Annotated in this window: 27 protein-coding genes; 19 read left to right on the forward strand and 8 right to left on the reverse strand. The window is 44.9% G+C overall.

The window, feature by feature from the left end; all coding sequences use genetic code 11:
- The 10 genes from ACRCA4_RS09740 to ACRCA4_RS09785 all read left to right on the forward strand — a co-directional run bounded on the left by ACRCA4_RS09740 (position 1) and on the right by ACRCA4_RS09785 (position 9,590).
- Entirely contained in the window at positions 1 to 429 is a 429-nt protein-coding gene (locus ACRCA4_RS09740; RefSeq protein ID WP_433187593.1) for a copper resistance CopC family protein, read from the forward strand.
- Positions 430 to 446: 17 nt separating this feature from the next.
- A complete protein-coding gene (locus ACRCA4_RS09745; protein WP_433187814.1) occupies positions 447 to 1,346 on the forward strand; it encodes a copper resistance D family protein in 900 nt (299 codons plus the stop codon).
- Between the two features lie 45 nt (positions 1,347 to 1,391).
- Positions 1,392 to 1,919 carry a DUF411 domain-containing protein gene (locus tag ACRCA4_RS09750; RefSeq protein WP_433187596.1) on the forward strand — a complete coding sequence of 176 codons (528 nt, stop codon included), beginning with the start codon at positions 1,392 to 1,394 and terminating at the stop codon, positions 1,917 to 1,919.
- A gap of 162 nt (positions 1,920 to 2,081) precedes the next feature.
- Entirely contained in the window at positions 2,082 to 3,371 is a 1,290-nt protein-coding gene (locus ACRCA4_RS09755) for a TolC family protein (RefSeq protein ID WP_433187599.1), read from the forward strand.
- A gap of 1 nt (position 3,372) precedes the next feature.
- Positions 3,373 to 4,899, forward strand: a complete 1,527-nt coding sequence (locus tag ACRCA4_RS09760; protein WP_433187601.1) for an efflux RND transporter periplasmic adaptor subunit — start codon at positions 3,373 to 3,375, stop codon at positions 4,897 to 4,899.
- On the forward strand, positions 4,892 to 8,017 hold the full coding sequence (locus tag ACRCA4_RS09765) for an efflux RND transporter permease subunit (RefSeq protein WP_433187604.1): 3,126 nt from the start codon (positions 4,892 to 4,894) through the stop codon (positions 8,015 to 8,017). The genes ACRCA4_RS09760 and ACRCA4_RS09765 overlap by 8 nt, the downstream gene beginning before the upstream one ends.
- Before the next feature lie 99 nt (positions 8,018 to 8,116).
- On the forward strand, positions 8,117 to 8,350 hold the full coding sequence (locus ACRCA4_RS09770; protein WP_433187607.1) for a hypothetical protein: 234 nt from the start codon (positions 8,117 to 8,119) through the stop codon (positions 8,348 to 8,350).
- Complete coding sequence (locus ACRCA4_RS09775) at positions 8,337 to 8,675, forward strand: P-II family nitrogen regulator (protein ID WP_006956222.1); 339 nt, start codon at positions 8,337 to 8,339, stop codon at positions 8,673 to 8,675. Before ACRCA4_RS09770 ends, ACRCA4_RS09775 begins: the two co-directional genes overlap by 14 nt.
- A gap of 57 nt (positions 8,676 to 8,732) precedes the next feature.
- Entirely contained in the window at positions 8,733 to 9,104 is a 372-nt protein-coding gene (locus tag ACRCA4_RS09780) for a cation transporter (RefSeq protein ID WP_011234471.1), read from the forward strand.
- Positions 9,105 to 9,242: 138 nt separating this feature from the next.
- On the forward strand, positions 9,243 to 9,590 hold the full coding sequence (locus tag ACRCA4_RS09785) for a hypothetical protein (protein WP_433187611.1): 348 nt from the start codon (positions 9,243 to 9,245) through the stop codon (positions 9,588 to 9,590).
- A gap of 61 nt (positions 9,591 to 9,651) precedes the next feature.
- Here the strand turns inward: ACRCA4_RS09785 and tnpA are convergent, their stop codons facing one another.
- Together tnpA and ACRCA4_RS09795 are read right to left on the reverse strand one after the other, a co-directional pair.
- Positions 9,652 to 9,870 carry an IS66 family insertion sequence element accessory protein TnpA gene (gene tnpA, locus ACRCA4_RS09790; RefSeq protein ID WP_433187614.1) on the reverse strand — a complete coding sequence of 73 codons (219 nt, stop codon included), beginning with the start codon at positions 9,868 to 9,870 and terminating at the stop codon, positions 9,652 to 9,654.
- Between the two features lie 81 nt (positions 9,871 to 9,951).
- Positions 9,952 to 10,272 (reverse strand): transposase, encoded by a 321-nt coding sequence (locus ACRCA4_RS09795; protein ID WP_433187617.1) that lies wholly within the window; start codon positions 10,270 to 10,272, stop codon positions 9,952 to 9,954.
- A gap of 70 nt (positions 10,273 to 10,342) precedes the next feature.
- On the opposite strand from ACRCA4_RS09795, the gene ACRCA4_RS09800 reads away from it, so the two are divergent.
- On the forward strand, positions 10,343 to 10,759 hold the full coding sequence (locus tag ACRCA4_RS09800; RefSeq protein WP_433187620.1) for a hypothetical protein: 417 nt from the start codon (positions 10,343 to 10,345) through the stop codon (positions 10,757 to 10,759).
- A 133-nt stretch (positions 10,760 to 10,892) separates the two neighbouring features.
- A complete protein-coding gene (locus tag ACRCA4_RS09805; protein ID WP_433187623.1) occupies positions 10,893 to 11,303 on the forward strand; it encodes a DUF3703 domain-containing protein in 411 nt (136 codons plus the stop codon).
- 65 nt (positions 11,304 to 11,368) lie between these two features.
- On the opposite strand, the gene ACRCA4_RS09810 is transcribed toward ACRCA4_RS09805, so the two are convergent.
- From ACRCA4_RS09810 to ACRCA4_RS09830, 5 genes are all read right to left on the reverse strand, one after another.
- Positions 11,369 to 14,491, reverse strand: coding sequence for an efflux RND transporter permease subunit (locus ACRCA4_RS09810; RefSeq protein WP_433187626.1), 3,123 nt, complete (start codon positions 14,489 to 14,491; stop codon positions 11,369 to 11,371).
- Between the two features lie 9 nt (positions 14,492 to 14,500).
- Entirely contained in the window at positions 14,501 to 15,547 is a 1,047-nt protein-coding gene (locus ACRCA4_RS09815; RefSeq protein ID WP_433187628.1) for an efflux RND transporter periplasmic adaptor subunit, read from the reverse strand.
- Positions 15,548 to 15,625: 78 nt separating this feature from the next.
- Positions 15,626 to 16,870 carry a TolC family protein gene (locus tag ACRCA4_RS09820; protein WP_026349569.1) on the reverse strand — a complete coding sequence of 415 codons (1,245 nt, stop codon included), beginning with the start codon at positions 16,868 to 16,870 and terminating at the stop codon, positions 15,626 to 15,628.
- 51 nt (positions 16,871 to 16,921) lie between these two features.
- Positions 16,922 to 17,287 carry a cobalt transporter gene (locus tag ACRCA4_RS09825; RefSeq protein ID WP_070049597.1) on the reverse strand — a complete coding sequence of 122 codons (366 nt, stop codon included), beginning with the start codon at positions 17,285 to 17,287 and terminating at the stop codon, positions 16,922 to 16,924.
- Between the two features lie 53 nt (positions 17,288 to 17,340).
- Entirely contained in the window at positions 17,341 to 18,246 is a 906-nt protein-coding gene (locus ACRCA4_RS09830) for a cation transporter (protein ID WP_433187633.1), read from the reverse strand.
- A 22-nt stretch (positions 18,247 to 18,268) separates the two neighbouring features.
- Here ACRCA4_RS09830 and cadR point away from each other — a divergent pair, with 22 nt between their 5' ends.
- Together cadR and ACRCA4_RS09840 are read left to right on the forward strand one after the other, a co-directional pair.
- Positions 18,269 to 18,733, forward strand: coding sequence for a Cd(II)/Pb(II)-responsive transcriptional regulator (gene cadR / locus ACRCA4_RS09835; RefSeq protein ID WP_011788525.1), 465 nt, complete (start codon positions 18,269 to 18,271; stop codon positions 18,731 to 18,733).
- Positions 18,734 to 18,764: 31 nt separating this feature from the next.
- Complete coding sequence (locus ACRCA4_RS09840) at positions 18,765 to 19,439, forward strand: cation diffusion facilitator family transporter (protein WP_433187636.1); 675 nt, start codon at positions 18,765 to 18,767, stop codon at positions 19,437 to 19,439.
- On the opposite strand, the gene ACRCA4_RS09845 is transcribed toward ACRCA4_RS09840, so the two are convergent.
- A complete protein-coding gene (locus ACRCA4_RS09845) occupies positions 19,431 to 19,709 on the reverse strand; it encodes a helix-turn-helix domain-containing protein (RefSeq protein WP_010555471.1) in 279 nt (92 codons plus the stop codon). The genes ACRCA4_RS09840 and ACRCA4_RS09845 overlap by 9 nt on opposite strands.
- Before the next feature lie 211 nt (positions 19,710 to 19,920).
- On the opposite strand from ACRCA4_RS09845, the gene merR reads away from it, so the two are divergent.
- The 5 genes from merR (at position 19,921) to merA (ending at position 23,061) form a co-directional block, all read left to right on the forward strand.
- Complete coding sequence (gene merR, locus ACRCA4_RS09850) at positions 19,921 to 20,313, forward strand: Hg(II)-responsive transcriptional regulator (protein ID WP_286130766.1); 393 nt, start codon at positions 19,921 to 19,923, stop codon at positions 20,311 to 20,313.
- A gap of 190 nt (positions 20,314 to 20,503) precedes the next feature.
- Positions 20,504 to 20,851, forward strand: a complete 348-nt coding sequence (locus tag ACRCA4_RS09855) for a mercuric transporter MerT family protein (RefSeq protein WP_016899520.1) — start codon at positions 20,504 to 20,506, stop codon at positions 20,849 to 20,851.
- 46 nt (positions 20,852 to 20,897) lie between these two features.
- Positions 20,898 to 21,182: a mercury resistance system periplasmic binding protein MerP gene (gene merP / locus ACRCA4_RS09860; protein ID WP_008110847.1), complete on the forward strand. Its 285-nt coding sequence runs from the start codon at positions 20,898 to 20,900 to the stop codon at positions 21,180 to 21,182.
- A complete protein-coding gene (locus tag ACRCA4_RS09865) occupies positions 21,182 to 21,415 on the forward strand; it encodes a MerC family mercury resistance protein (protein WP_433187645.1) in 234 nt (77 codons plus the stop codon). The genes merP and ACRCA4_RS09865 overlap by 1 nt, the downstream gene beginning before the upstream one ends.
- Positions 21,416 to 21,621: 206 nt before the next feature.
- Positions 21,622 to 23,061 (forward strand): mercury(II) reductase, encoded by a 1,440-nt coding sequence (merA, locus tag ACRCA4_RS09870; protein WP_433187648.1) that lies wholly within the window; start codon positions 21,622 to 21,624, stop codon positions 23,059 to 23,061.
- The last annotated feature ends 112 nt before the right edge of the window (positions 23,062 to 23,173 follow it).

Raw genomic sequence — 23,173 nt, forward strand, 5'->3', positions numbered from 1 at the left:
ATGAAAATATTAAAAACATTAAAAATAGTGAGTGCTATAGCTGTTTTATTAATGGCGACTACGGTGTCTGCACATGTTGATTTAACTGAGACAGTACCAGCAGATGAGGCGATGTTAATGCAAAGCCCTGCAACGTTAAAGCTGACATTCAGTGCCCCAGTACGGATGATGAAATTAAGCTTAATTGATGCAGAGAAAAAAGCGGTTAAATTTGGTTTTGCGGCTTCAGCTACAGCCGCCTCAGAATTTGAGTGGCCACTGCCACCCCTTAAAAGTGGCGAGTATCAGGTGAGTTGGATTGTTATGGGCCAAGATGGCCATAAAATGACCGGTGATTATAGTTTTATGCTCCATGGCGATATGAAGCTGGAAGCAAAACAGCTTTCTAATCAGTCACTTAATCACCAGTCGCATTCTCATCAGCATTAGTAGAAGGCAACCGAGTGATGATTGGCCATTGGGAGTTAATGCTATTACTAACAAAGTTTGCCACTTATGCTGCAGTCAGCAGTTGTGTCGGCAGCATATTAATGCAAACTTTACGATCAAAGCAGTTAAGTACTACTGATACTAAGCTGGAGGCTTATGATGGCTGGCTTAGCAGTTGGTTGTTAAAGTGGGCGGGTTTTGGCCTAGTAGTATCATTATTGCAATTGCCACTTCAAGCCGGTGCTATGGCTGAAAATGGCTTAACAGGTATGTTTGACTCCTTAATGCTTAGTATCATGTGGCAATCAGCAGTGGGTAGCCAAGTCAGTTTCATTGTTGTCGGTTTTACGCTGTTGTTACTTAGTGAGTGGGGGATAAACAAGCTGGCAAGGTTTAAAACCATACTAAGAATCGTCACAGTGACTGGGTTTATTCTGCTAGCAATTAGCTTTACTTTTACAGGCCATACGGTAGCGCTTAATACGGTGTTTAAAGGCTTGTTAGTATTGCATATACTTGCCATGGCAGCCTGGGCTGGCTCTTTGTGGCCCTTACATCAAAGCTGCAAGGCGTTACCCACTGACTACCTAGTGACGTTAATGGAAAACTTTGGCAAGGTAGCGGTATTTTTTGTAACCATATTAATCGCTTGTGGTGTGCTATTACTACTGCAGCTTGTAGAGCCTATTAGCAATTTATTCACTACCAATTATGGTCAGTTATTGATGTTAAAGCTGATATTTGTCAGTGGTATGTTGCTGTTAGCAGCTTGGCATAAACTTAAACTTGTTGCTGAGTTGGCGCAGCATAAAAATGCCCAACCGCTGCGGCTGTCAATTTTAATTGAAACGCTATTGGTGGTCTCAGTATTAGTGACGACTAGCGTGTTTACGACACTTGTTGGGCCACAAAGTTAATCTTAGCTTTATTTGTTATTAAGACTTATTTTTTAGGAGAACCCTGTGCCAAAAATTACAACTTTAACTGCCTTATTTGCAGCAGTATTTTTGCTAACAGCATGCTCTGAACCCGCTGTAACTAATAATGATCCGAAAGTTACGGCAGAGCCTGTGGTGAGCCAACAACAGAGCGAGCCTTTATTAACTGTTTATAAAACAAGTAGCTGTGGCTGTTGTAAAAAATGGATATCGCATATAGAGCAAAATGGCATAACAGCTATCGCAAAAGACTATGATGATTTAAGCTTTATTAAAAATCGTTATGGCATTCAGCCCAATCATATCTCATGCCATACAGCAGTATCTGAGAGTGGTTATGTATTTGAAGGCCATATTCCCGCTAAATATATCCATATGTTTTTAGCCGAACCAGTGGCCAATGCTATTGGCCTTACGGTACCAGCCATGCCATTAGGTTCACCAGGTATGGAAGTGGGCGACCGTTTTATGCCGTATGAGATATTGGTATTCCTTAAAGATGGTACTAGCAAGGTTTACGCTAAAGTAGATGGTTATGATATGCAGTTTTAACAGCAACTAGTAACAAGAACTGACTTACCCGCGCTGGTAAGTCAGTTCTTCTGTAATTGACTAAACTAGCAATATTTTACATGTTCTTAATGTCTAGAACCTCGCCGACAAAAAAGGTGCGGTTCGGCTATTTAAAAATTCACAGTTTTTGAGAGTAACAATATGAAACTTTTAAGAAGAATGGCTTATTTAAGTGTTCTGACTGTAGTGGTGCCAAATGTCGTTAATGCACAAGAGCCGCTTTTGAATTTGCAAGAAGCAGTGAGTATCGCTGTACAAGAAGATCCTTGGTTAACGGCAAGTAAGCAAACCCAAGAAGCATTCGCGAGTGAAGCAATAGCCTCTTCCAGTTTGCCTGACCCTCAAATATCGCTCACGGCTGCCAGTTTCCCGGTTGACAGTTTTAGTTCAAGACAGGAAGGAATGACCCAGTTAGTCGTCGGTGTTTCACAAGCATTTCCCAGAGGAGACACATTATCGTTGTCTCGTAAGCAGAAAAACCAATTAGCTCAAAAACAACCGTTTTTGAGAGCGGATCGTATTGCAAAGGTCAAAACAACGGTCACGAAGTTGTGGTTAGATGTTTTTTTCTCTCAGCAAAGTATTCGCTTGATTGAATCGGATAGAGCGCTTTTTGAACAGTTAGTGTCGACGGCTAAGGCGAGTTATACCAGTACCGAGGGAAAAGCACGGCAGCAAGATGTTATTAGAGCCCAACTTGAGCTTACACGCCTGGATGATAGGTTGACGTCACTGCGACAAAAAGAGGAGCAACTTCAAAGCGAATTGTCGGAATGGATAGGTGTTATAGCGAAATCAAGGTTACCGGATGACCTTCCGAGTCTTACGCTGAAGAAGACATTGCTATCACCTTCGACAATACCGAAACAAGCCTTGTACGAATTGATAAAAGAACACCCGGTTTTGCAAGCGACCGATCAAGACATTTTGGCGTCGGAGACGTCTGTCGAGCTCGCTCAGCAAGGCTATAAACCGCAATGGTCAGCCAATCTGAAATATGGCCATAGAAACGACGATCCAAGCGGCAATGACCGTGCCAACTTGCTGTCAGCCGGAGTTACGTTCGATATACCACTGTTTACTGATAACAAGCAGGATGAACAGGTGCGTTCGTCAAAGTATAAAACTGAAGCAAAAAGAACTGAAAAACTGCTGATTGCCAGACAGTTAATAGCCAATTTACGCAGTACCTTTGTACAACTGCATCGTTTGAATGAACGCGCTGCTCTTTATCGTGAAGAGCTACTTCCACAAATGTCCGCCCAGTCTGAAGCTGCATTGACAGCTTACAACAATGATGATGGCGACTTTGCAGAGGCGGTGCGTTCACAGATTGCTGAAGTCAACGCAAAAATTGATGCATTAGCAATCGCCATAAACCGCCAAAAGCTGATTGCCGAAGCAAACTACTTATTATTCTCAGGAGTTTAAAATGAAAACAGTCACTAAATCTCTTATAAGTTTAGCTGTAGGGTTTGCGGTTGGCGCTGGTGCAATTGGCTACTTAATGCAGTCAACTGCGGGCTCCGATGCTTCATCGGATAATGCCAAAAAAGAGCCGTTATATTGGGTGGCTCCGATGGATCCCAATTATCGTCGAGACAAACCAGGAAAGTCTCCAATGGGGATGGACCTTATTCCTTACTATGGCGATGATGCAGAAGAGAGTTCACCTGGTACGGTGAGAATTGATCCCGACGTTATTAATAACCTTGGGGTTACAACTGCAACCGTCACGTCCTCGAGACTCAACCTAGATATCGAAACAGTTGGCTATGTTCAGTTTGATGAGGACCGAGTATTAACAGTAAGTCCCCGTGTTGAAGGCTGGATTGAGAAGCTTTTCGTAAAAGCGGTTGGTAACTCGGTTAAAGCCGGCGAGCCTTTATACAGTATTTACTCTCCTGAAATGGTTAATGCGCAAGAGGAGCTTGTATTGGCCTCGCAAAGAGGTAATCAGGTGCTAATTGATGCCGCTGAAGAACGCTTAAGAGCTCTGCAAGTCTCTGAATCTGAGATTAAGAAGTTAAAAGAAACTCGTAAAATTCAGAAAACAATCACGGTAAAAGCAAAGCAGTCCGGGGTATTGGATAGACTGACTGTGCGTGAAGGTGCGTTTGTAACGCCGAGTATGAATTTAATGACCATTGCTCAACTGGATAAAATTTGGGTTATTGCAGAAGTCTTTGAGCGGCAATTGAACCAGGTTGAGGTAGGCAATGACGTTCAAATGAACCTTGAGTATGCTCCAGGTAAAGAGTGGCAAGGAAAGGTTGATTATGTCTATCCGTCACTTAACCCTAAAACTCGGACGGGACAAGTTCGAATTCACTTCGACAACCCAGATGGTTTTTTAAAACCGGGCATGTTTGCGAAACTTAACATTAAGGCTGGTTTAGGCGACAAAAACTTAATCATCCCTAAAGAAGCGCTTATCCGAATGGGTGGTTCGAACCGAGTTGTACTGGCACTGGGTGATGGGAAATTTAAATCAGTTAATGTTGACGTTGGGCGGTTAGGGAGCTCGCGAGTTGAAATTTTATCGGGTCTTATGGCAGGTGATGACATCGTTACTTCAGCTCAGTTTTTGATTGATTCTGAGTCCAGTAAGTCTTCCGACTTTAAACGTATGAACCACGACTCTAACACTGATAACGAGAGCCATGGCAGTATGTCAAGTGACGCAGCAGCTCAAGCTGTCTGGGTTGAAGCAACCGTTAAAAATGTTATGCCTCAGCACTCGATGGTTACGCTGGAGCACGGTGAGATTTCTGAATGGGACTGGCCTGCAATGACGATGGACTTCGATGTTGCTTCGGATGTTAAACTTTCTCAGCTTAGCACGGGGTTATCCTTGCATGCGGAAATAACGCAAGTCGGGAAGCAACAGTACCAGCTCACATCGATTCATATTCCTGAGCAAAAACAAGTGACAGAGCAGGAGCATAACCATGATTAAGTCAGTCATTCGATGGTCAGTGAGTAACCGTTTTTTCGTTCTTCTGGCGACATTAATCCTCGTGGGTGTTGGTGCTTTTGCGGTTAAGAATACGCCCGTAGACGCACTGCCGGACTTGTCGGATGTCCAGGTGATCATTAAAACCAGCTATCCGGGTCAAGCGCCGCAGGTGGTAGAAGATCAAGTAACCTATCCATTAACAACCGCTATGCTGTCTGTCCCCGGCGCTAAAACCGTCCGTGGATATTCGTTTTTCGGCGACTCCTATGTGTATGTCATTTTTGGCGAAGATACAGACGCTTACTGGGCGCGTTCGCGAGTACTGGAATATTTGTCTCAGGTTGCTCCGAAACTGCCTTCTAATGCAAGACCGCAATTAGGCCCTGATGCAACAGGGGTTGGTTGGGTGTATTTGTATGCCTTGGTTGATCGTACGGGTAACCACAATTTGAGTGAGTTACGCAGTATGCAGGATTGGTTTTTAAAGTATGAACTGCAAACGGTCGAGGGGGTTTCGGAAGTTGCCGCCCTCGGCGGGATGGTAAAGCAGTACCAGGTGAAAGTGGATCCGGAGAAGCTGCGCGCATTCGATATTCCTCTTGCTCAAATACAAAATGCTATCCAGCGAGGTAATCAGGAAGTGGGGGCGTCGGTGGTTGAAATGGCGGAAGCTGAGTATATGGTCCGGGCCTCAGGCTATATTGATGGTGTGTCAGACTTAGAGAGTATCCCGCTTGGCGTTGATGAAAATGGCACGCCATTATTGCTTAAAGACGTTGCTGATGTGGGTGTGGGCCCCCAAATGAGACGCGGTATCGCCGAACTCAACGGTGAGGGAGAAGCCGTGGGTGGTATTGTGGTAATGCGTTTCGGAGAAAATGCCCAAAAAACGATTGATGGCGTTAAACAAAAGTTGGAAGAATTAAAGTCTGGGCTACCAGAAGGTGTCGATATAGTCACTGTCTATGATCGTTCGGGGCTTATCTCGGATGCCGTGGAAAGTCTCTGGAAAAGTTTAATAGAAGAACTCGCTATTGTCGCGTTTATCTGTGTGATATTTCTCTTCCATGTCCGCTCCTCGCTGGTTGCCGTTATCAGCTTGCCTTTGGGTATTTTAACCGCGTTTATTGTCATGTATTGGCAAGGAATTAACGCGAATATTATGTCACTTGGAGGGATCGCAATCGCTATTGGCGCTATGCTCGATGGTGCCATCGTCATGATTGAAAATATGCATAAGCATATGGAAAAAACGCCACTGACAGCAGAGAACCGCTGGCGGGTGGTTGCCGCCTCTGCTTCAGAGGTGGGCCCTGCTCTTTTCTTTAGCTTGCTCATTATTACCGTCAGCTTTATGCCGGTATTTACCTTAGAAGCCCAGGAAGGGCGGATGTTTTCTCCGCTTGCTTTCACGAAAACTTACGCAATGGCAGCCAGTGCAGCCTTAGCGATTACCGTTATCCCCGTGTTGATGGGATATTTTATCAGAGGAAAGGTAACACCTGAGGGGAAAAACCCGCTTAATCGGTTATTGATCGCCGGGTATAAACCGCTTTTAAAAGGCATTTTGAAATACCCCAAGACAGCAGTTGTCGGAGCGCTTGTTATCCTGGCCGTTGGTGTCTGGCCGATTGACAAAATTGGTAGTGAATTTATTCCAGATTTGGATGAGGGCGATTTGATGTATATGCCCACTACCTATCCCGGATTATCAATTGGTAAAGCAAGGGAGCTGTTGCAGCAAACCGACAAGCTCATAAAAACGGTACCGGAAGTGAAGACGGTTTTTGGCAAAATTGGTCGAGCGGATACCGCCACTGATCCGGCACCCCTAACGATGATTGAAACCTTTATTCAACTGAAACCGAAAGATCAGTGGAGAGACGGTATGACCACTGAGAAGTTGAAAAAAGAACTGGATGCGCTTGTAAAGTTTCCGGGGCTGACCAATGCGTGGGTTTACCCCATTAAAACTCGCATTGATATGTTATCGACAGGTATAAAAACGCCGGTAGGTATAAAAGTTGCCGGAGCTGATCTTAATGAAATTCAGAAGATCGGTCAGCAGCTTGAAACGATACTTGATGATGTCGATGGTACGGCTTCTGTTTATTCAGAGCGAGTGGCTGGTGGACGCTATGTCAAAGTCGACATAAAAAGAGAGCAGGCTGCACGTTATGGCTTGAACATTGAGGATGTTCAGCAGGTTGTTGCCACGGCTATTGGCGGAATGAATGTTTCAGAGACCATTGAAGGGCTTGAACGCTACCCAATAAACTTGCGCTACCCTCAAGATTACCGTGATTCGCCGGAAGAATTAAAGAAGCTACCTTTAGTTACGCCAAACGGGCAGCGTATTAGTTTGGCGGATGTGGCTGATGTCTACGTTGAACTTGGACCGCCGGCAATTAAAAGCGAAAACGCAAGACTTAATGGCTGGACTTTTGTCGACATTGAGGGAGTTGATGTCGGCACTTATGTTGAAAAAGCAATGAAGGTTGTAGAACAAGAACTCGAGTTGCCAGCAGGGTATTCAGTTACCTGGTCCGGGCAGTACGAATATATGGAAAGGGCAAAGGAAAAACTGACTTACGTGATTCCGTTAACGCTCGCGATTATTATCGTTCTTTTATATATGAACTTTCGAAACGCTACAGAAATAGCCATTATATTGGGAACTTTGCCTCTCGCATTGGTGGGGGCAATCTGGCTAATGTATCTTTTAGATTATAATTTCTCAGTTGCTGTAGCGGTTGGTTTTATAGCTCTAGCAGGTGTCACTGTAGAAATAGGAATACTAATGCTGACTTACCTAAACCAGTCCTATAATGAATATGAAAAAAGTCAGTTAGAGCATGGTAAAGCATTAACGAAAGAGGGTCTCTCTCTTGCCGTAATGGAAGGGGCAGGACTTCGTGTTCGCCCCGTCATGATGACGGCCGTTTCTACAATTGCTGGTTTATTGCCTATAATGTTTAGTACAGGGACTGGGGCTGAGGTGGTTAGTAGAATAGCGGCGCCAATGGTTGGAGGAATGATCAGCGCTGTTATCTTAACCTTGCTCGTATTACCTGCTGTTTACTATTTGTGGCGAAAGAAAGACGTTAAGGTTAGATGATACCTTACTCTGTAAATATCACCTGCGCACCTTTGATCTCGATCAATGATGTGCAGGGGGTAGTATGCCAATTTATAGTATGGCAATAGGAGCGCACATATGTTTCAAGCAAAATTTTTAGTTGTGCTTATGTTAGGAATAGTGATACAGCTATCCTTCCCAGCCGCTCCTGCTTATAACACTGCTTCCAATGTACAGCTCGAAAAAAGTGTTAGCCATTTGGATGTTAGCAACGAAAGCAAAGATAACTTTCATTGCGATGAAAGTGAGCAATCTGTCATTGACGACTGCTTATGCTTTAGGGCTTTTAGGGGGGTATATGAACCTATCTAAAATTACCGCTATTTTTGATCAACTTCGACAAGACTCAGTGGAAGAGGCTCTCATCGGCCGTGGCGTTAGCGGCTTTACGCTGTTTCCTGTGCGAGGACGGGGTTACTACTTCGATAGCTATAACGATGATCACTTAGTTGATCACGTACAGCTTGAAGTTTATGTGAACAGTGATGATGCGCGTGATGTTGCCCTCTTGGTAGTTGAAGCGGCCCATACTGGGGTATCTAACGAGGGATTAGTTTCTATCTCGCCAATCGATGAATTGTTCTGGGTTCACGATAAACGAGCAGCCACTAATAAAGAGCTTTCGTTACAAAGTTAACACCGAGCAAATGTTGCCTGAAACGTATTGGTAGTTTTAATTAACAGGACAGTATTGATGTCAAATAACGATCATAGAGCAGGAGTGCGGGGAATTAACTTAGTAAACCGCACTTTAAAGCTAAACGCAGAGAGTGTGAAAGAAGTTCGCAAAGCTATCAAAGAAATTGACTTGTTGGTTGGTCTCGATAGCGTTGCCTATGACTCTGAGCGTAACTTGTTATTGGTAGCTTATGATGCCTCTAAAGTGGATCTCAATGTTATAGAGGAAAAGCTCAGGAAGTTTGGTGTTGAAATAAATAGTGGGTGGTGGACTCATCTGAAAGAAGAGTACTACAAGTTTATTGACCAAAATATTAAAGATAATTCGGAACATACACCGTGGAGTTGTCATAGAAGTCCGCCAGTTAACAAAAGCAAACGAAAGTAACGATTAATTATAGGTAAGGAGTAAAAAATGCAAATAGAAACAATCAAAGATGTGCTGAGTTGGACCGTTGATTTCCACAAAAACCTGAAGGAGTGTGTTACTCACTGCTCTAAACAAAACCAAGATGAACGAGCTCGGATGATTCTAAACTACGTGTCGGGTCATGAGGCTAGCTTAGAGCGAATGGTCGAAGGTTTTTTGAGTACAGCAAACCGAAATGCATTAGACACTTGGTGTTATGACTATATTGGGAAACATCCCATCGTTGAGCATGGACACTGTGATTCGCCTTTTAAAGAGTTAGATACTGATCACATTATGGAGAACATTGTAAACCATCATGAGCAAGTCATTGAGTTGTATGAACACCTATATTCCCGTGTTGATATAGACAGCGCAAAAGAGCTGTTAGAAACGGTAAAGAGCGTTGAAGAAAATGAAATAAAACGAATGGTGCAAACTGCGAATCGATTTTCGGATATGTAGTGAGTGACGGTTTTATCGTTGGTACTTTACGGGAAATAGCTGTTGCTTGGTAAGCGTCTAGCTAACGAGTGAACGGCTGTTGCCGCTCGATAACGTCGATTTGTTTGGTGATTTTGGCACGAATAAAATGACCCGATGATGCACTAAGTTTGTTTTTTGTGGCATAAAACGTGGTTTTTGATAAAGCATGTTGTTGGCAATACTCAGCGACCGTTAACCCGCTAGCTTGTTGCTCTTCGATAATGTTGCGCCACTGCGCAAGGCTACGTGATTTCCTCATGGTTATCTCCTCATTGAAACGTGGAAATAGCCTAAGAGATTTGATGAGTTACTGGTAGGTGCACTTTGCTAGACGCTTACATTACTTCTGTTTGCGGTCGAGCTCCGCTTGGTCGAAAAAAGCGGCAGCTTGCCTCAGGATATCATTCGTTCGCTTGAGCTCTTTATTCTCGCGCTCTAAGGCGGCAAGGCGTTCTTCAGTTGATTGCGTATTAGAAGAGGGTTTAGACGGTTGAGCTTGAGATTTCTTGACCCATGCTCTAAGTGTTTCTGGGGTACATCCCAGTTTATCTGAAATCGATACTAGCGCAGCCCAAAGAGAAGGGTATTCATGCTGTTGTGTGGTAACAAGCCTAATTGCACGTTCACGAAATTCTGATGTATAGCGATTTGATTTTTTCATAGTTCCAGTTTCTCAAGTTATTGAGTCTCTGGCAAACACGGGGCGATTCAGTAAGATTGAGCAACAATTATTGGGGATCCAGAACAGCCAACAACAAACGGAGCAAAAACTCTATCGTAAAGATACCGAGCTAAACAGATTACAAAAGCAACACGAAGACTTGCAGCAACAGTATGCGGAAGCGGCGGCTAAAGTTGCCAGTTTGCAAGAAAAAGAGCAAGCCTGGCTGCAGGAAAAAGCGGCTTTATCCGCGTCGCTCAGTACCCAGCAGCAACTCTGGCAGACATTCTCTACAGTCAACGCCATTTCGACGCCAGCCCAATATGCCAAAGGCGAAGACGTTATTGTGGTCGATGCGGATCATGCCTTATATGATCGCATTGGCCAGGTCGAGCGCTGCGTGAAAAAGGGCGACACTGTGAAGTATTCTGTGAGTTTTGACGGCGAGACCTATACCTTACCAGAAAGGCTCCTGAGACTGGCATAACCTGACATTATCATTGTTACTGGCCGACAATGGCCAGTGGCATATAATGCAGCACAATCAGTAGTTATCCATCAATGCATCAAAACACTAAAAACTGTTCACATCAATTACAACGTACGGTCCATAAAAGTAAATGAATAAAAAAATTAAACATGAGTACCAACTCAGCATACGCTCAGCCCAGGAGGCTGAAGAAATCAATGATTTAGACAATGCGTTTAAGTCTCTTGAAAGAGCGCATATTTTAGGGCAGAGATATTTTATACCGCATATAGCGACGCACTGGCAGATGTTGCGGATTGGGCTCAAACGCAATGATAATCGCGAGGTTATTGGTCAGATCGTCCGTTTGATAGCAACGGTTCCGGGTTTTATATTTGGTTGGGTTCCAAGGGGAAATCCTGGAGGCGCGAATATCTCTGCTTTAAAGCCAGTGCCCTTGCCAACTGACTTGCAACCCTTGCTAGCTGACAGCCCCATTTGGCGGGACGTCTTAATACGGCTGACTATTTACGCGGTTATCGTTTTAATCGTATTAGCATAAACACCCATACTATTGCCAAAACGTTCTTCGCTGCAGCCCAATGCTGCAGCGAAGCAGGTTAATGATTATTCCGTTTGCTGTTTGCGGTTATCGTTTTTGTGCACCCAATGATATAACACGGGCAATACCAACAATGTCAGCAAGGTTGACGAAATAATACCGCCAATCACCACTGTCGCCAGCGGGCGCTGCACTTCAGCACCGGTGCCAATATTAATCGCCATCGGCACAAAACCGAGGCTAGCGACCAAAGCGGTCATTAGCACAGGGCGCAACCGGGTAAGCGCGCCTTCCGTTATCGCTAACAGCAAGTCACCTTTCTCACGCCAGAGATCGCGAATAAAGCTCAGCATCACCAGACCGTTCAACACCGCTACGCCTGATAAGGCGATAAAGCCAATGCCAGCAGAGATTGATAAAGGCATACCCCTCAAATACAAGGCCAACACACCACCGGTGAGCGCCAACGGCACACCGCTGAAGATAATCAACGCATCTTTAAATGACGCAAAAGCCATCACCAGAATACCTAAAATCAGCAGCAACGTAACAGGCACCACGATGCTAAGGCGCTGACTGGCGGACTCCAGCTGCTCAAAAGTACCACCATAGTCCAGCCAGTAACCGGCTGGTAATGTAACGTCACGGTTGATTTGGGCCTTTACCTCTTCTACAAAACTACCAAGGTCTCGCCCGCGCACATTCGCGGTTACCACTACCCGGCGTTTGCCATTTTCACGACTAATTTGCGCCGGCGCAGGCGACACATCTAAGGTAGCCACTTCCTGTAACGGTACAAAGTCCCCATTTGGCAATGGCACCGGTAACACTGCCAGTTTGTCCAGATCGCGACGCAGGGTTTCCGGCAAGCGCACTATCAGCTCAAAGCGTCTGTCGCCTTCATACAGAATACCGGCCGACGTACCACCAATTGCCGCCGATACCCAGTCCTGTAGTTCAACCACATTCAAGCCGTAACGGGCAAGCGCGGTTCGGTTGGGGATCACCGACAAGGTTGGCAAACCAGTGACTTGTTCCACTTTAGTATCCGCAGCACCTTGCACCTTGTTGACCGCTTGCAGAATTTGATTAGCGCTTGTAACCAGCTGATCTAAATCATCGCCAAATACCTTAATAGCCAGATCAGCTCGTACACCGGAAATCAGTTCATTAAAACGCATCTGAATAGGTTGGGTAAATTCATAGTTATTGCCAGGCAATGTCGCCAAAGCAGCCTCCATTTCAGCGACCAATTGGGCTTTGGTTTTATCCGGATTGGGCCATTCACTGCGCGGTTTTAATATCACAAAGTTGTCAGCCACATTGGGTGGCATCGGATCGGTCGCCACTTCTGGGGTACCAATTCTGGCAAACACTTTATCAACCTCAGCAAAGGTTTTGATCTTCTGCTCCAGAATTTCCTGCATTGCAACGGCTTGTTCTAAGCCGGTGCCCGGAATACGCATGGCATGTAAAGCGATATCGCCCTCATCAAGCTGAGGCACAAACTCTGCCCCCAACGTGGTCGCCAACCACAGACACACACCAACCAGAGCACTGGCCAAACCAATCACCAGCCAGCGAAATTTCAGTGCCAGCGCTAATAGCGGTGCGTACAAAGTTTTAGTGCTTCTGATAACCGCACTTTCTTTTTCACTGATTTTACCATTTAAGAACACCGCCACAGCGGCAGGTACAATGGTCAGTGACAACACCATAGCGGATAACAGGGCCATCACCACAGTCGCTGCCATAGGATGAAACATTTTACCTTCGACACCGGTCAGCGAAAAAATAGGGATATACACGATAGTAATAATGGCCACACCGAACAAACTGGGCCGGATAACCTCTGCAGTTGCCAGATACACCGTATTTAAGCGCTCTTTTAGCGGTTGGATACGGCCGTTGTGCTGTGCCTGCGCCAGGCGGCGAACCGCATTCTCGACAATAATCACCGTACCATCAACAATTAAGCCAAAATCCAGCGCACCCAGGCTCATCAGGTTGGCAGAAACGCCGGCTTGTACCATGCCGGTAATGGTCATCAGCATTGATAGCGGGATCACCGCCGCAGTGATTAACGCCGCCCGCAGGTTGCCCAGCAGGATAAACAACACTACGATCACCAGTAATGCGCCTTCCAGCAGGTTTTTACTGACGGTTGCAATGGCTTTATCCACTAAGGTGGTGCGATCATATACGGCTTCAGCAATAATACCCTCTGGCAGAGAGCTTTTGATCTGCTCCAGCTTTTGCGCGACATCGCGTGCCACTGTGCGTGAGTTTTCACCAATTAACATCATGGCTGTACCCAGCACAGCTTCTTTACCATCCTGAGTTGCCGCACCGGTTCGCAGCTCTTTGCCAATGGCAACATCGGCAACGTCACTCAGCTTTACCGGTATGGTGTCGTATTGCGTAATAATGACATTAGCAATGTCATCCAGAGAGGTTAACTGACCGGGCGAGCGTACCAGCAGTTGCATGCCCTCACGTTCAATATAACCGGCACCCCGGTTGTCATTGTTGGCTTGCAGGGCCAGTTCAACATCCTTAATACTCAGGCCATAATTAAGCAGTTTCAGTGGGTCGGGTAACACATGGTATTGCTTGTTGTAGCCACCAATGCTGTTTACTTCCACCACACCTTTAACTTGTGCCAGCTGAGGTTTTATTATCCAGTCCTGGATTTCCCGCAGTGCCATGGCATCGTAAGGTGAACCATTTTGTTGCAGTGCACCCGGTTTGGCCTGCACGGTATACATAAAGATTTCACCAAGCCCGGTTGAAATAGGGCCCATTTCAGGCTCTATGCCCTCAGGCAACATATCCTTGATAGCGCCCAACCGGGTGTTGATTAAATTGCGGGCAAAGTAGATGTCCGTGCCTTCTTCAAACACCACCGTTACCTGTGACAAGCCATAGCGTGACAATGAGCGGGTATAACTTAAATTGGGTAAGCCATACAGGGCAGTTTCTACCGGATAGGTAATACGCTGCTCTGCTTCAAGTGGCGAATAACCTGGCGCCGCCGTGTTTATTTGCACCTGAACGTTAGTAATATCCGGCACTGCATCAATCGGTAACTGTTGGTAGCTCCAGCTACCAATGGCAATAATCAACAGTGTCAGCGTTAAAAATAGATACCGCCTCGCAATAGCCAGGCGCAACATGGATTCAATCATAGTGCCCCCTTAATGCGCGTGCTCGGCTTCAGATTTCTCAAGATCCGCTTTTAACAGATAGCTGTTTGTAGTGACATACCACTGGCCGGGCTTTAAACCGGCAATCACTTCGACATAATCCATGTCGCTACGGCCAAGCTGCAATGGGGTAAAGACATATTCGGTATTGTTTTTCACGAAGACACCGCTTTGATTGTCCAGTATTTGAATGGCCGATTTTTTAACGGCAAGCTCAACGTTGAATTCACCGCTTATTACAGCACCCTCGATTAATTGCCCGGACGACAGTTTACCGTCACGGTTATCCAGCTTAACTCTGGCCAGTTGATAGGGCTGGGTTAATGACGGGATGATATGTGCAATTACGCCGTTAATCTCAGTGTCAGCGGCCAGAATGACCACGTTTTGTCCTGTCGCGACAGCAACTTGTTGTGACGGGTACAGGCGAAAATCTGCCCACAGGCTGCCAAAATCAGCAATGCTGAATAGCGTCTGCTGCTGTGCGACCTCACCAACATTGGCGCTGCGCTGAATAATAACGCCGTCAATTGGTGCTTTAATGGCATAGGTATTTAAGCTCTCATTTGACTCAACAACGGCCAGTACATCGCCTGCTTTTACGCTGTCACCCAGCGAGAATTTCACCGAGGTAAGAATACCGGGAAAACGGGCATTAACATGGCTGATGCGGTTTGGATCAGCGCTAAGCTTGCCATAAACAACCTGATGTTGGCGTAATCGCTGGCTGTCAGCACGGTCTGTGACAATATTTACCGCCGTAGCCATATCATCACTAATGCGGCTGCTCAGGGTTTCATTGTGTTCATGCTCGTCGTTTTCGTCGTGCCCTTCATGCTCATTGTGTTCTTCATGTTCTTCATGTTCTTCGTTCTCGCCGTGTTTTTCGTGCTCTTCATTTTTCTTAGCGTCAGATTGCGGTTTTACCGCTTGCTCTTTGGCATGGACATGCGCATGTTCTTGCTCATTGGCGGCCATTACTTGCATCGGCATCAGCCAGGCTGCAATAAACATTGCCAGTGTTAGATGTGACTTCATAATGCTATCTTCCTGTATATTCTGTTTGCCACGTCGCACAGTTAATGAAGTGCGGCACCGGGGCAATAATCTTGTCAGTTACTGCGTTACCGGCTCGGCGGTAAGCTGTTCAATCGTCGCCTGGCTCAATAGCACCGCAGTGGCGGTTTCCAGTATTTGTCTTTTTGCCTGCAACAATTCTTGCTGGGCATTAAGCCAATCTTGATAATTTGAGCGCCCGCGCTGGTATGCATCACGCGTAAGATCCAGCGCTTGTTCCAGGTTGGGGATCACGTACTGCGCCAACTGTTGGTGACTGGTAATAAATTGCTGTCGTTGCGAGTAGGCATCAAACAAGCGTTCATGCAGGATCAGTAAGCTATCCTGCTGCCGATACTCGACATTGTTTCGCTCTGCCAGCGCAGCTTCGATGGCTGCACTATTGCGACGTTCAGCAAATAATGGCACTGAGATACCAAAGGTAAGGCCTGTATCGTCACTGGCCTGATAGCGTCTTACCCCTACTTGCCAACTCAGATCTGCGCGGTTTTGGCTTTGCGCCAGTCGCACTTCAGCGTCTTTTAACCGACGTTCAGAGGCAAAAATGGTTAACGCCGGCGATTGTTGCAGCCGCTGATACAGCTCGGCAAAAGGGCGGCTTTGACCAAAAGCAAACAAATTACCTGCCACAACGTTAAAGTTGGCGCTGGTATCACCCCAAAAACGTGCTATGGCTATCTTTTGCCGCTCAATGCGCTGCAACAGGGCGTCCCGCCCGATCTGAACCTGAGCCAGTTGCGCCTTTGCCCGCATGATTTCAGCATCTGACAAGGCACCGCTGGCGGCACGTTTTTCAGCGCTTTGCAGCAGGGCTTCTGAGAGCTCTACTGCCTCTTCTGTCAGTGTCAATTCCTGCTGGCTGGCTAGCAGATTAATGTAGTTGCGGGTAAGTTCGGCCAGCACATCGAGGGTTTGCGCTTGTTGCTGCCAATCAAGAGTATTGAGCCTGGCGTCTACTACCGCAGCGCGCCACTGAGCTTTGTTATCCAGCTCTATCACGGAAGATAAGGCGACTGTCAGCTCAGCACCGGCCAGCCCTCTGGCCTCTCCGGTGCCCGCAACGTTCTCAAGCTCTACACCGAGTTGATAACCGGGTTTAAGGCTTTGCACATCACGCTCTGCCAGCAGTCGCTGTTGGGTAAATTTAAACTGATGCAGCTGCGGGTTGTGTTGCAGTGTTTTATCTATTGCCTGTTGTAATGTCAGTGCTTGCGGCTCTGCACGTAGCGGAAGCGCGCAAAATACCGCCGCCAGTATTGCTGGCAGCATTAGTCTCATACGCATGGGTATGCTCCTGAAAGTTAATCGTTAATAAAAAAAGATAAACAAGCAGGATCAGATATTTGGCGGCGGCACCGGTGGGCGATAGCTAATGAGGTTTAACCCTGGTTGGGTAGCGGCTATAACACTGTCACGGAAGTTAAGCAGTTCCATGCCCTGAAAAAAAGCGATATAGCAGGTCACATGAGCATGATTACTGTGTTCGTCGGCATCATGCTCAGAGTTATGTGCAACGTTATGTGCAGTGACTTGCTCACTGCTTACGTCGAAAAGGGTATCTGAGTGGCAGTGTTCATGTTGCAGGTCAGTGTAGGCATGGGCATGATCAGGCAAATGCATAACTAACGCATCACAGGCCATCACGGCATGATCCAGCATAATCAGCAACAGTAATAATAAGCCTGATGTACGACCTAACATAAATCCCTCAGTAAGTTAGCGCTAAGGTAGCGCTATTGCGACTTAACAACAAGCTACGCTTTTAGCTGTAAAATCCTGCGCGCACCATTGAGTACAACTAATCCAATGATGAACCCTATTACCAGATCCGGATAGCGTGACCCGGTCCAGGTGACTAATAATCCGGCCAAAATCACCCCAGCATTTGCGATAACGTCATTTGCAGAAAAAATCCAACTGGCTTTCATATGCGCGCCGCTTTCTTTTTGTTGATGAATTAACGAAAGACAGATCACATTAGCAACCAAAGCAATAGCGCCCATAATTAACATCAACGTCGACACAGGCTCGCTACCAAACAGGTAGCGCCGTATCACCTCACTGATCACCCCAAAAGCTAAAATTAATTGCAGCCAGCCGGCAAGCTGTGCGGCGTTTAATTGAACCTTGCTACTACGCCCGACTGCGTATAGCGCAACCCCGTATACCGCTGCATCGGCAAACATATCCAAAGAGTCGGCTATTAACCCGGTTGATTGAGCCAGCCAACCGGTCACAAACTCTACTGCAAACATCACCGCGTTAATGCCCAGCAACCATTTTAAAATTAACTCCTCACGCAGCGAACCTGATGCTGTGGATTGTCTGGCCTGCGTTACCTCTTCGGGTTTCACCGGCCCGGTCTTTGTCAGCGATGCGCCCAGCCCTAAGCTGTGCATTTTTGTTGTAATTTCATTGGCATTCACCGTGTGAAAAACGCGAACCTGCCTTTGTCGGATATCAAACTGTAACAGAACACCGGGCTCAACTGTTTCCAGCGCCATACGGATCAAACGCTCTTCGGCAGGGCAGTCCATTTTAGGCACCCTAAATTCACTAAGGTAGGCATATTTTGCATGCTTATCAGGTGCATCAACGGCGCTATTTTCACTGTTGCCCGTTTCGCTACACTTATCATTGGAACAGCATTTTGCATTCATAACCGATAAACCTTGGGTTGATATGAAACCTAGTTTAAACTCTGTAGTTACTATAGAGTCAATAGGCAGTATCGAGATGATCAAGATTGGAGAGCTGGCAAAAATCTCTGGCTGTTCTGTGCAAACCATCCGTCACTATGAAAAGGAGCAGCTTCTTGCGGCGAAATTACGTAGCGATGGTAATTTCCGCCTCTACGATCACGCTGATATCGAGCGGTTGCTATTTATTAAACACTGCCGGAGTTTAGATCTGAGTTTGGCAGAAATTCGTCAGTTACTGAGTTTGAATGACTCGCCAATGTCGCAGTGTGATGATGTTAATCAGATGATTGAACAGCATATCGAGCAGGTAGAACGTCGCATTGCGGATTTAACGCAGCTTAATAAACAACTAAAGGCTTTACGTCTTAGCTGCAACTCGAAGCGCACGGTAGAGCACTGTGGTATTTTAAAACAATTGAATGAAGCCGTTAGTCAAACCAACTAAGTTGTTATCAGCAATAAATAGGTGAGTCTTAATGCACCAGCACAACCATTCACATATCAAAGACGACAGCGACAACCGGATCGCTATGGCTTTTTTTCTTAATGTGGGTTTTACCCTAATTGAGTTTATCGGCGGTTGGTTAACCAACAGCACAGCAATTATGGCAGATGCAGTGCATGACCTGGGTGATAGCTTATCTATTGGCAGTGCATGGCTGTTGAACCGGCTTGGCCGAAAGTCTGCAAACCGACAATTTACTTACGGCTACCGCAGATTGTCATTGTTTGGCGCCTTAATTAACGGCTTGGTATTGATTGCCGGATCGGTTTGGGTACTGACTGAGGCAATACCGCGGCTGGCTAACCCGGTAATGCCAGTGACAGAGGGAATGCTGGCTTTAGCTGTGCTGGGTGTTGCAGTCAATGGCTTTGCCGCTTACCGCTTGAGCAAAGGAAATACACTGAATGAAAAAGTGCTGAATTGGCATTTGCTTGAAGACGTTCTTGGGTGGGTTGCAGTTTTGGTTGTGGCTATTGTGCTGCAATTTGTGGATTGGCCTATCCTTGACCCTTTGCTTTCTATTGGTTTCACCTTATTTATTTTGGTTAATGTTTTACGAAACCTCAGCACAACTGCGCGTTTATTTCTGCAAGCCGCGCCAGATAGGGGTTTTGCGCCCATCCCCTCGAAATTAACCTTAGTCTAAATTTTTAAGCTTTTTTCTAACTCTAATTACCGTACTTCGACTAACTCCAACTGCTTCAGCCGTTTTATTAATACTAAATCCAGCTTCAGTAAACGAGGCAATCCTATCATGAGCCTCTAAATCAGGCTGACGACCGTGATAAAGTCCCTTTTGCTGTGCTTTTACAATACCTTCTTTTTGCTTACGTTCACGTTCTCGATATTCTTTATATGCACTGGCCGCTAATATTTCTAACAGCATATTATTAATAGCACTAAGTATTGATCTCATAAAATCATCACTTGGAAAACTGCCAAATGTTAAATGACTGGTTGGTAGATCTAAATGTTGTGGTTTAATATTGTTGTAACAACGGTAACTTTACTTATTTAATAGAAGAAAAAACAAAATCAATTAGCGATGTTTAAACTGGTATTCATTGATGGTCACTTTAATTAGATATAAAGTAAGTAAACAAAAAGTCAGTAAGGTAATTGATAACGTGTCTAAACGAACCATAAGTATGTTGGCTAAAGAACTGAGTGTAAATGTCGAAACAATTCGCTTTTATGAACGCAAAGGCTTAATTAAACAACCACCAAAGCCTATGCAGGGCTATAGACATTACCCGAAAGAAACGGTAAATAGAATACATTTTATCAAGCGTTCTCAAGAATTAGGTTTTACGCTAAATGAGATTGAAGGGTTACTTGCGTTAAACGATAGTCCATGTAGTAAAGTACAAGAATTAGCTAATAAAAAACTGATCGCAGTACAAAAAAAGATGGCTGACTTGTTGTTGTTAGAACACGCTTTGGAAGAACATTTAGGACAATGCCAAAATAATGATGACGATAGCCACTGCCCAATAATTGATTCGTTGCAACCGAAGTAAATGATTCACTTAACTACCATTTCCCACTAAAACAGCATATCCAATTTTACTTCTGCGCCTTAATTCAAGTTAGCTTATTCCCCGTATCTGTCGTAGCAGATTATCAAAGATAAATTTTTTATAAATCACCCTTGACTCCGTACTTAGGTACATGCAATACACTTGCATTATCACTTAATGAGGTATCTATATGAATCAAAAAGAATCAAACCTTCCAATGATAGGAGGCATCATAGCAGCATTAGGCGCAGGCGTATGCTGTGTAGGTCCTTTGCTCCTGTTATTACTTGGGGTAAGTGGCTCATGGATTGGTAATTTAACTGCATTTGAACCCTATAGGCCATTATTTATCGCATTTGTAGTGTTGTTGTTTGGTTACTCAGGTTGGAAAATTTACCGTCCTGTAGAAGAGTGTGAGCCGGGAACGGCCTGTGCAATTCCTAAGAAACAGCAACAACGAAAAGTCATTTTCTGGCTGAGCGCTATAGTTGCGACAATTTTAGTGACCAGTAATTATTGGATACTTTTGTTTGCTTAATATACAGATCAAGAAATTTATAACATTTTAAAATTTGGAGCTAATTATGAAAAAATTATTATTAACCGCACTGCTTTCACTTTCTAGTTTTGGTGCTTTTGCTGAAGTAAAAACAGTTACACTGGAAGTGCCAACGATGAACTGTGCGACATGTCCAATCACAGTTAAAAAGTCATTAGAAAATGTTGATGGCGTTGAAAATGCGAAAGTTACCTACAAGCCTAAGCTAGCTGTTGTTTCTTTTGATGACACTAAAACCAACATCAATGCATTAATTGCAGCGACTACCAACGCTGGCTACCCTTCAAATTTAAAAAGTGAAAATAAGTAATGTTTAGCCCCTTAGAACTAGTTACGCGTATCGGAGATAAAGCAGGCTCTATAGGTGCACTTGTTTCGGCAATGGGATGCGCCATGTGTTTTCCCGCGATAGCTAGTCTTGGTGCGGCAATTGGGATGGGATTTCTTAGTCAGTGGGAAGGGGTATTTATCAATACGTTGTTACCACTGTTTGCAGTATTAGCGCTGGCAATGAATATCTTAGGCTGGTTTAGCCATCGTTAATGGCACCGTAGTTTTATCGGTTCAATTGGCCCCATTTTGGTTTTACTCTCTTTATACCCTTGGTTCCAGTACGGGTGGAGTTCATACGTTACTTATACGGGGCTAGGACTAATGGTTGCTGTATCAATTTGGGACATGGTTTCTCCTGCGAATAAACGCTGTGATGATGAAACTTGTACCGCTTAACTTTTTAAGAGGAATAAAATATGTCAACGAATAGTTGTTGCTCGTCAAATGACATCCAGCCAGAACAATTACATGTAGCCATTATTGGTAGTGGTTCAGGGGCCTTTGCCTGTGCGATTAAAGCAGCAGAAGGCGGAGCAAGAGTTACTATCATTGAAGGAGCCGATGTAATCGGAGGTTGCTGTGTAAATGTCGGCTGTGTTCCTTCAAAAATATTGATCCGTGCTGCGCAATTAGCGCATCAGCAACGTACTAACCCGTTTGATGGTTTAGAAAATATTCAGCCACAACTTAGCCGCTCCTTATTAGCACATCAGCAAAACGCTCGCGTCGAAGAACTACGCGATGCTAAATATCAACGTATTTTAGAGAGTAATCCCGCGCTATCTTTACTTAAAGGTTATGCACGTTTTAAAAATCAAAATACCTTGCTAGTTCACAAGTCTGATGGTAGTGAAGAAGAGCTGGTTGCAGATCGCATTTTAATTGCAACAGGCTCTACACCAAGCATTCCGCCAATTAAGGGTTTAGTTGATACACCTTATTGGACATCAACAGAAGCCTTATTTGCAGAAGAGTTACCGAGTAGTCTAGTTGTCATCGGCTCCTCCGTTGTTGCTCTGGAAATTGCGCAAGCTTATGCCCGTTTAGGTAGCCGTGTGACAATTCTAGCCAGACATACCCTTTTATATGCTGAAGATCCGTTATTAGGTGAAAAACTGGCAGAGTGCTTTGAAAAAGAAGGTATTAGGGTACTTAATAATACGCAAGCAAGTCATGTTTCTTATGATAGCAATGGTTTTTCATTGGAAACTAACGAAGGAACATTAATCGCTGAAAAATTGCTTATCTCTACGGGTCGCCATGCAAATACTGGAAAGCTTGGTTTAGAAAATGTTGGTGTTGAAACAGATAAAAGTGGTGCCATTGTTGTTAATAGTATGATGGAAACATCAACAGCTAACATTTATGCCGCTGGAGATTGCTCCAATATGCCACAATTTGTTTATGTTGCTGCTGCTGCCGGAAGTAGGGCTGGAATTAATATGACAGGTGGAAATGCGCAACTCGACTTATCTACCATGCCTGCTGTTATATTCACCGACCCACAAGTTGCTACGGTAGGTCTAACCGAAGTACAAGCTTCAGCGGTAGGAATAAATACGATAAGTCGTGTACTTGATATGGAAAACGTACCAAGAGCTTTAGCAAATTTTGAAACGGATGGTTTTATCAAGTTGGTAGCTGAAGAATCCACGGGAAAACTGATAGGCGCACAAATTTTAGCCCATGAAGGCGGAGAACTGATTCAAAGTGCGGCTCTTGCTATTCATAATAAAATGACAGTCGAAGAATTGGCAGGTCAACTATTTCCGTATTTGACGATGGTTGAAGGATTGAAGTTATGCGCTCAAACCTTTAGCAAAGACGTTAAAGAGCTATCTTGCTGCGCAGGGTAATCATTTAACGGTAATGTACTTACAGAAATGTTAATGGAGTGCCAATTGATTGAATGTAATCAAGATATCTTAAGGCATTCCATTAACAACACAAATTGGAAGCATGCTAAAT

The organism is Rheinheimera sp. WS51 (assembly GCF_050936095.1).
Classification (GTDB): Bacteria; Pseudomonadota; Gammaproteobacteria; order Enterobacterales; family Alteromonadaceae; genus Alishewanella.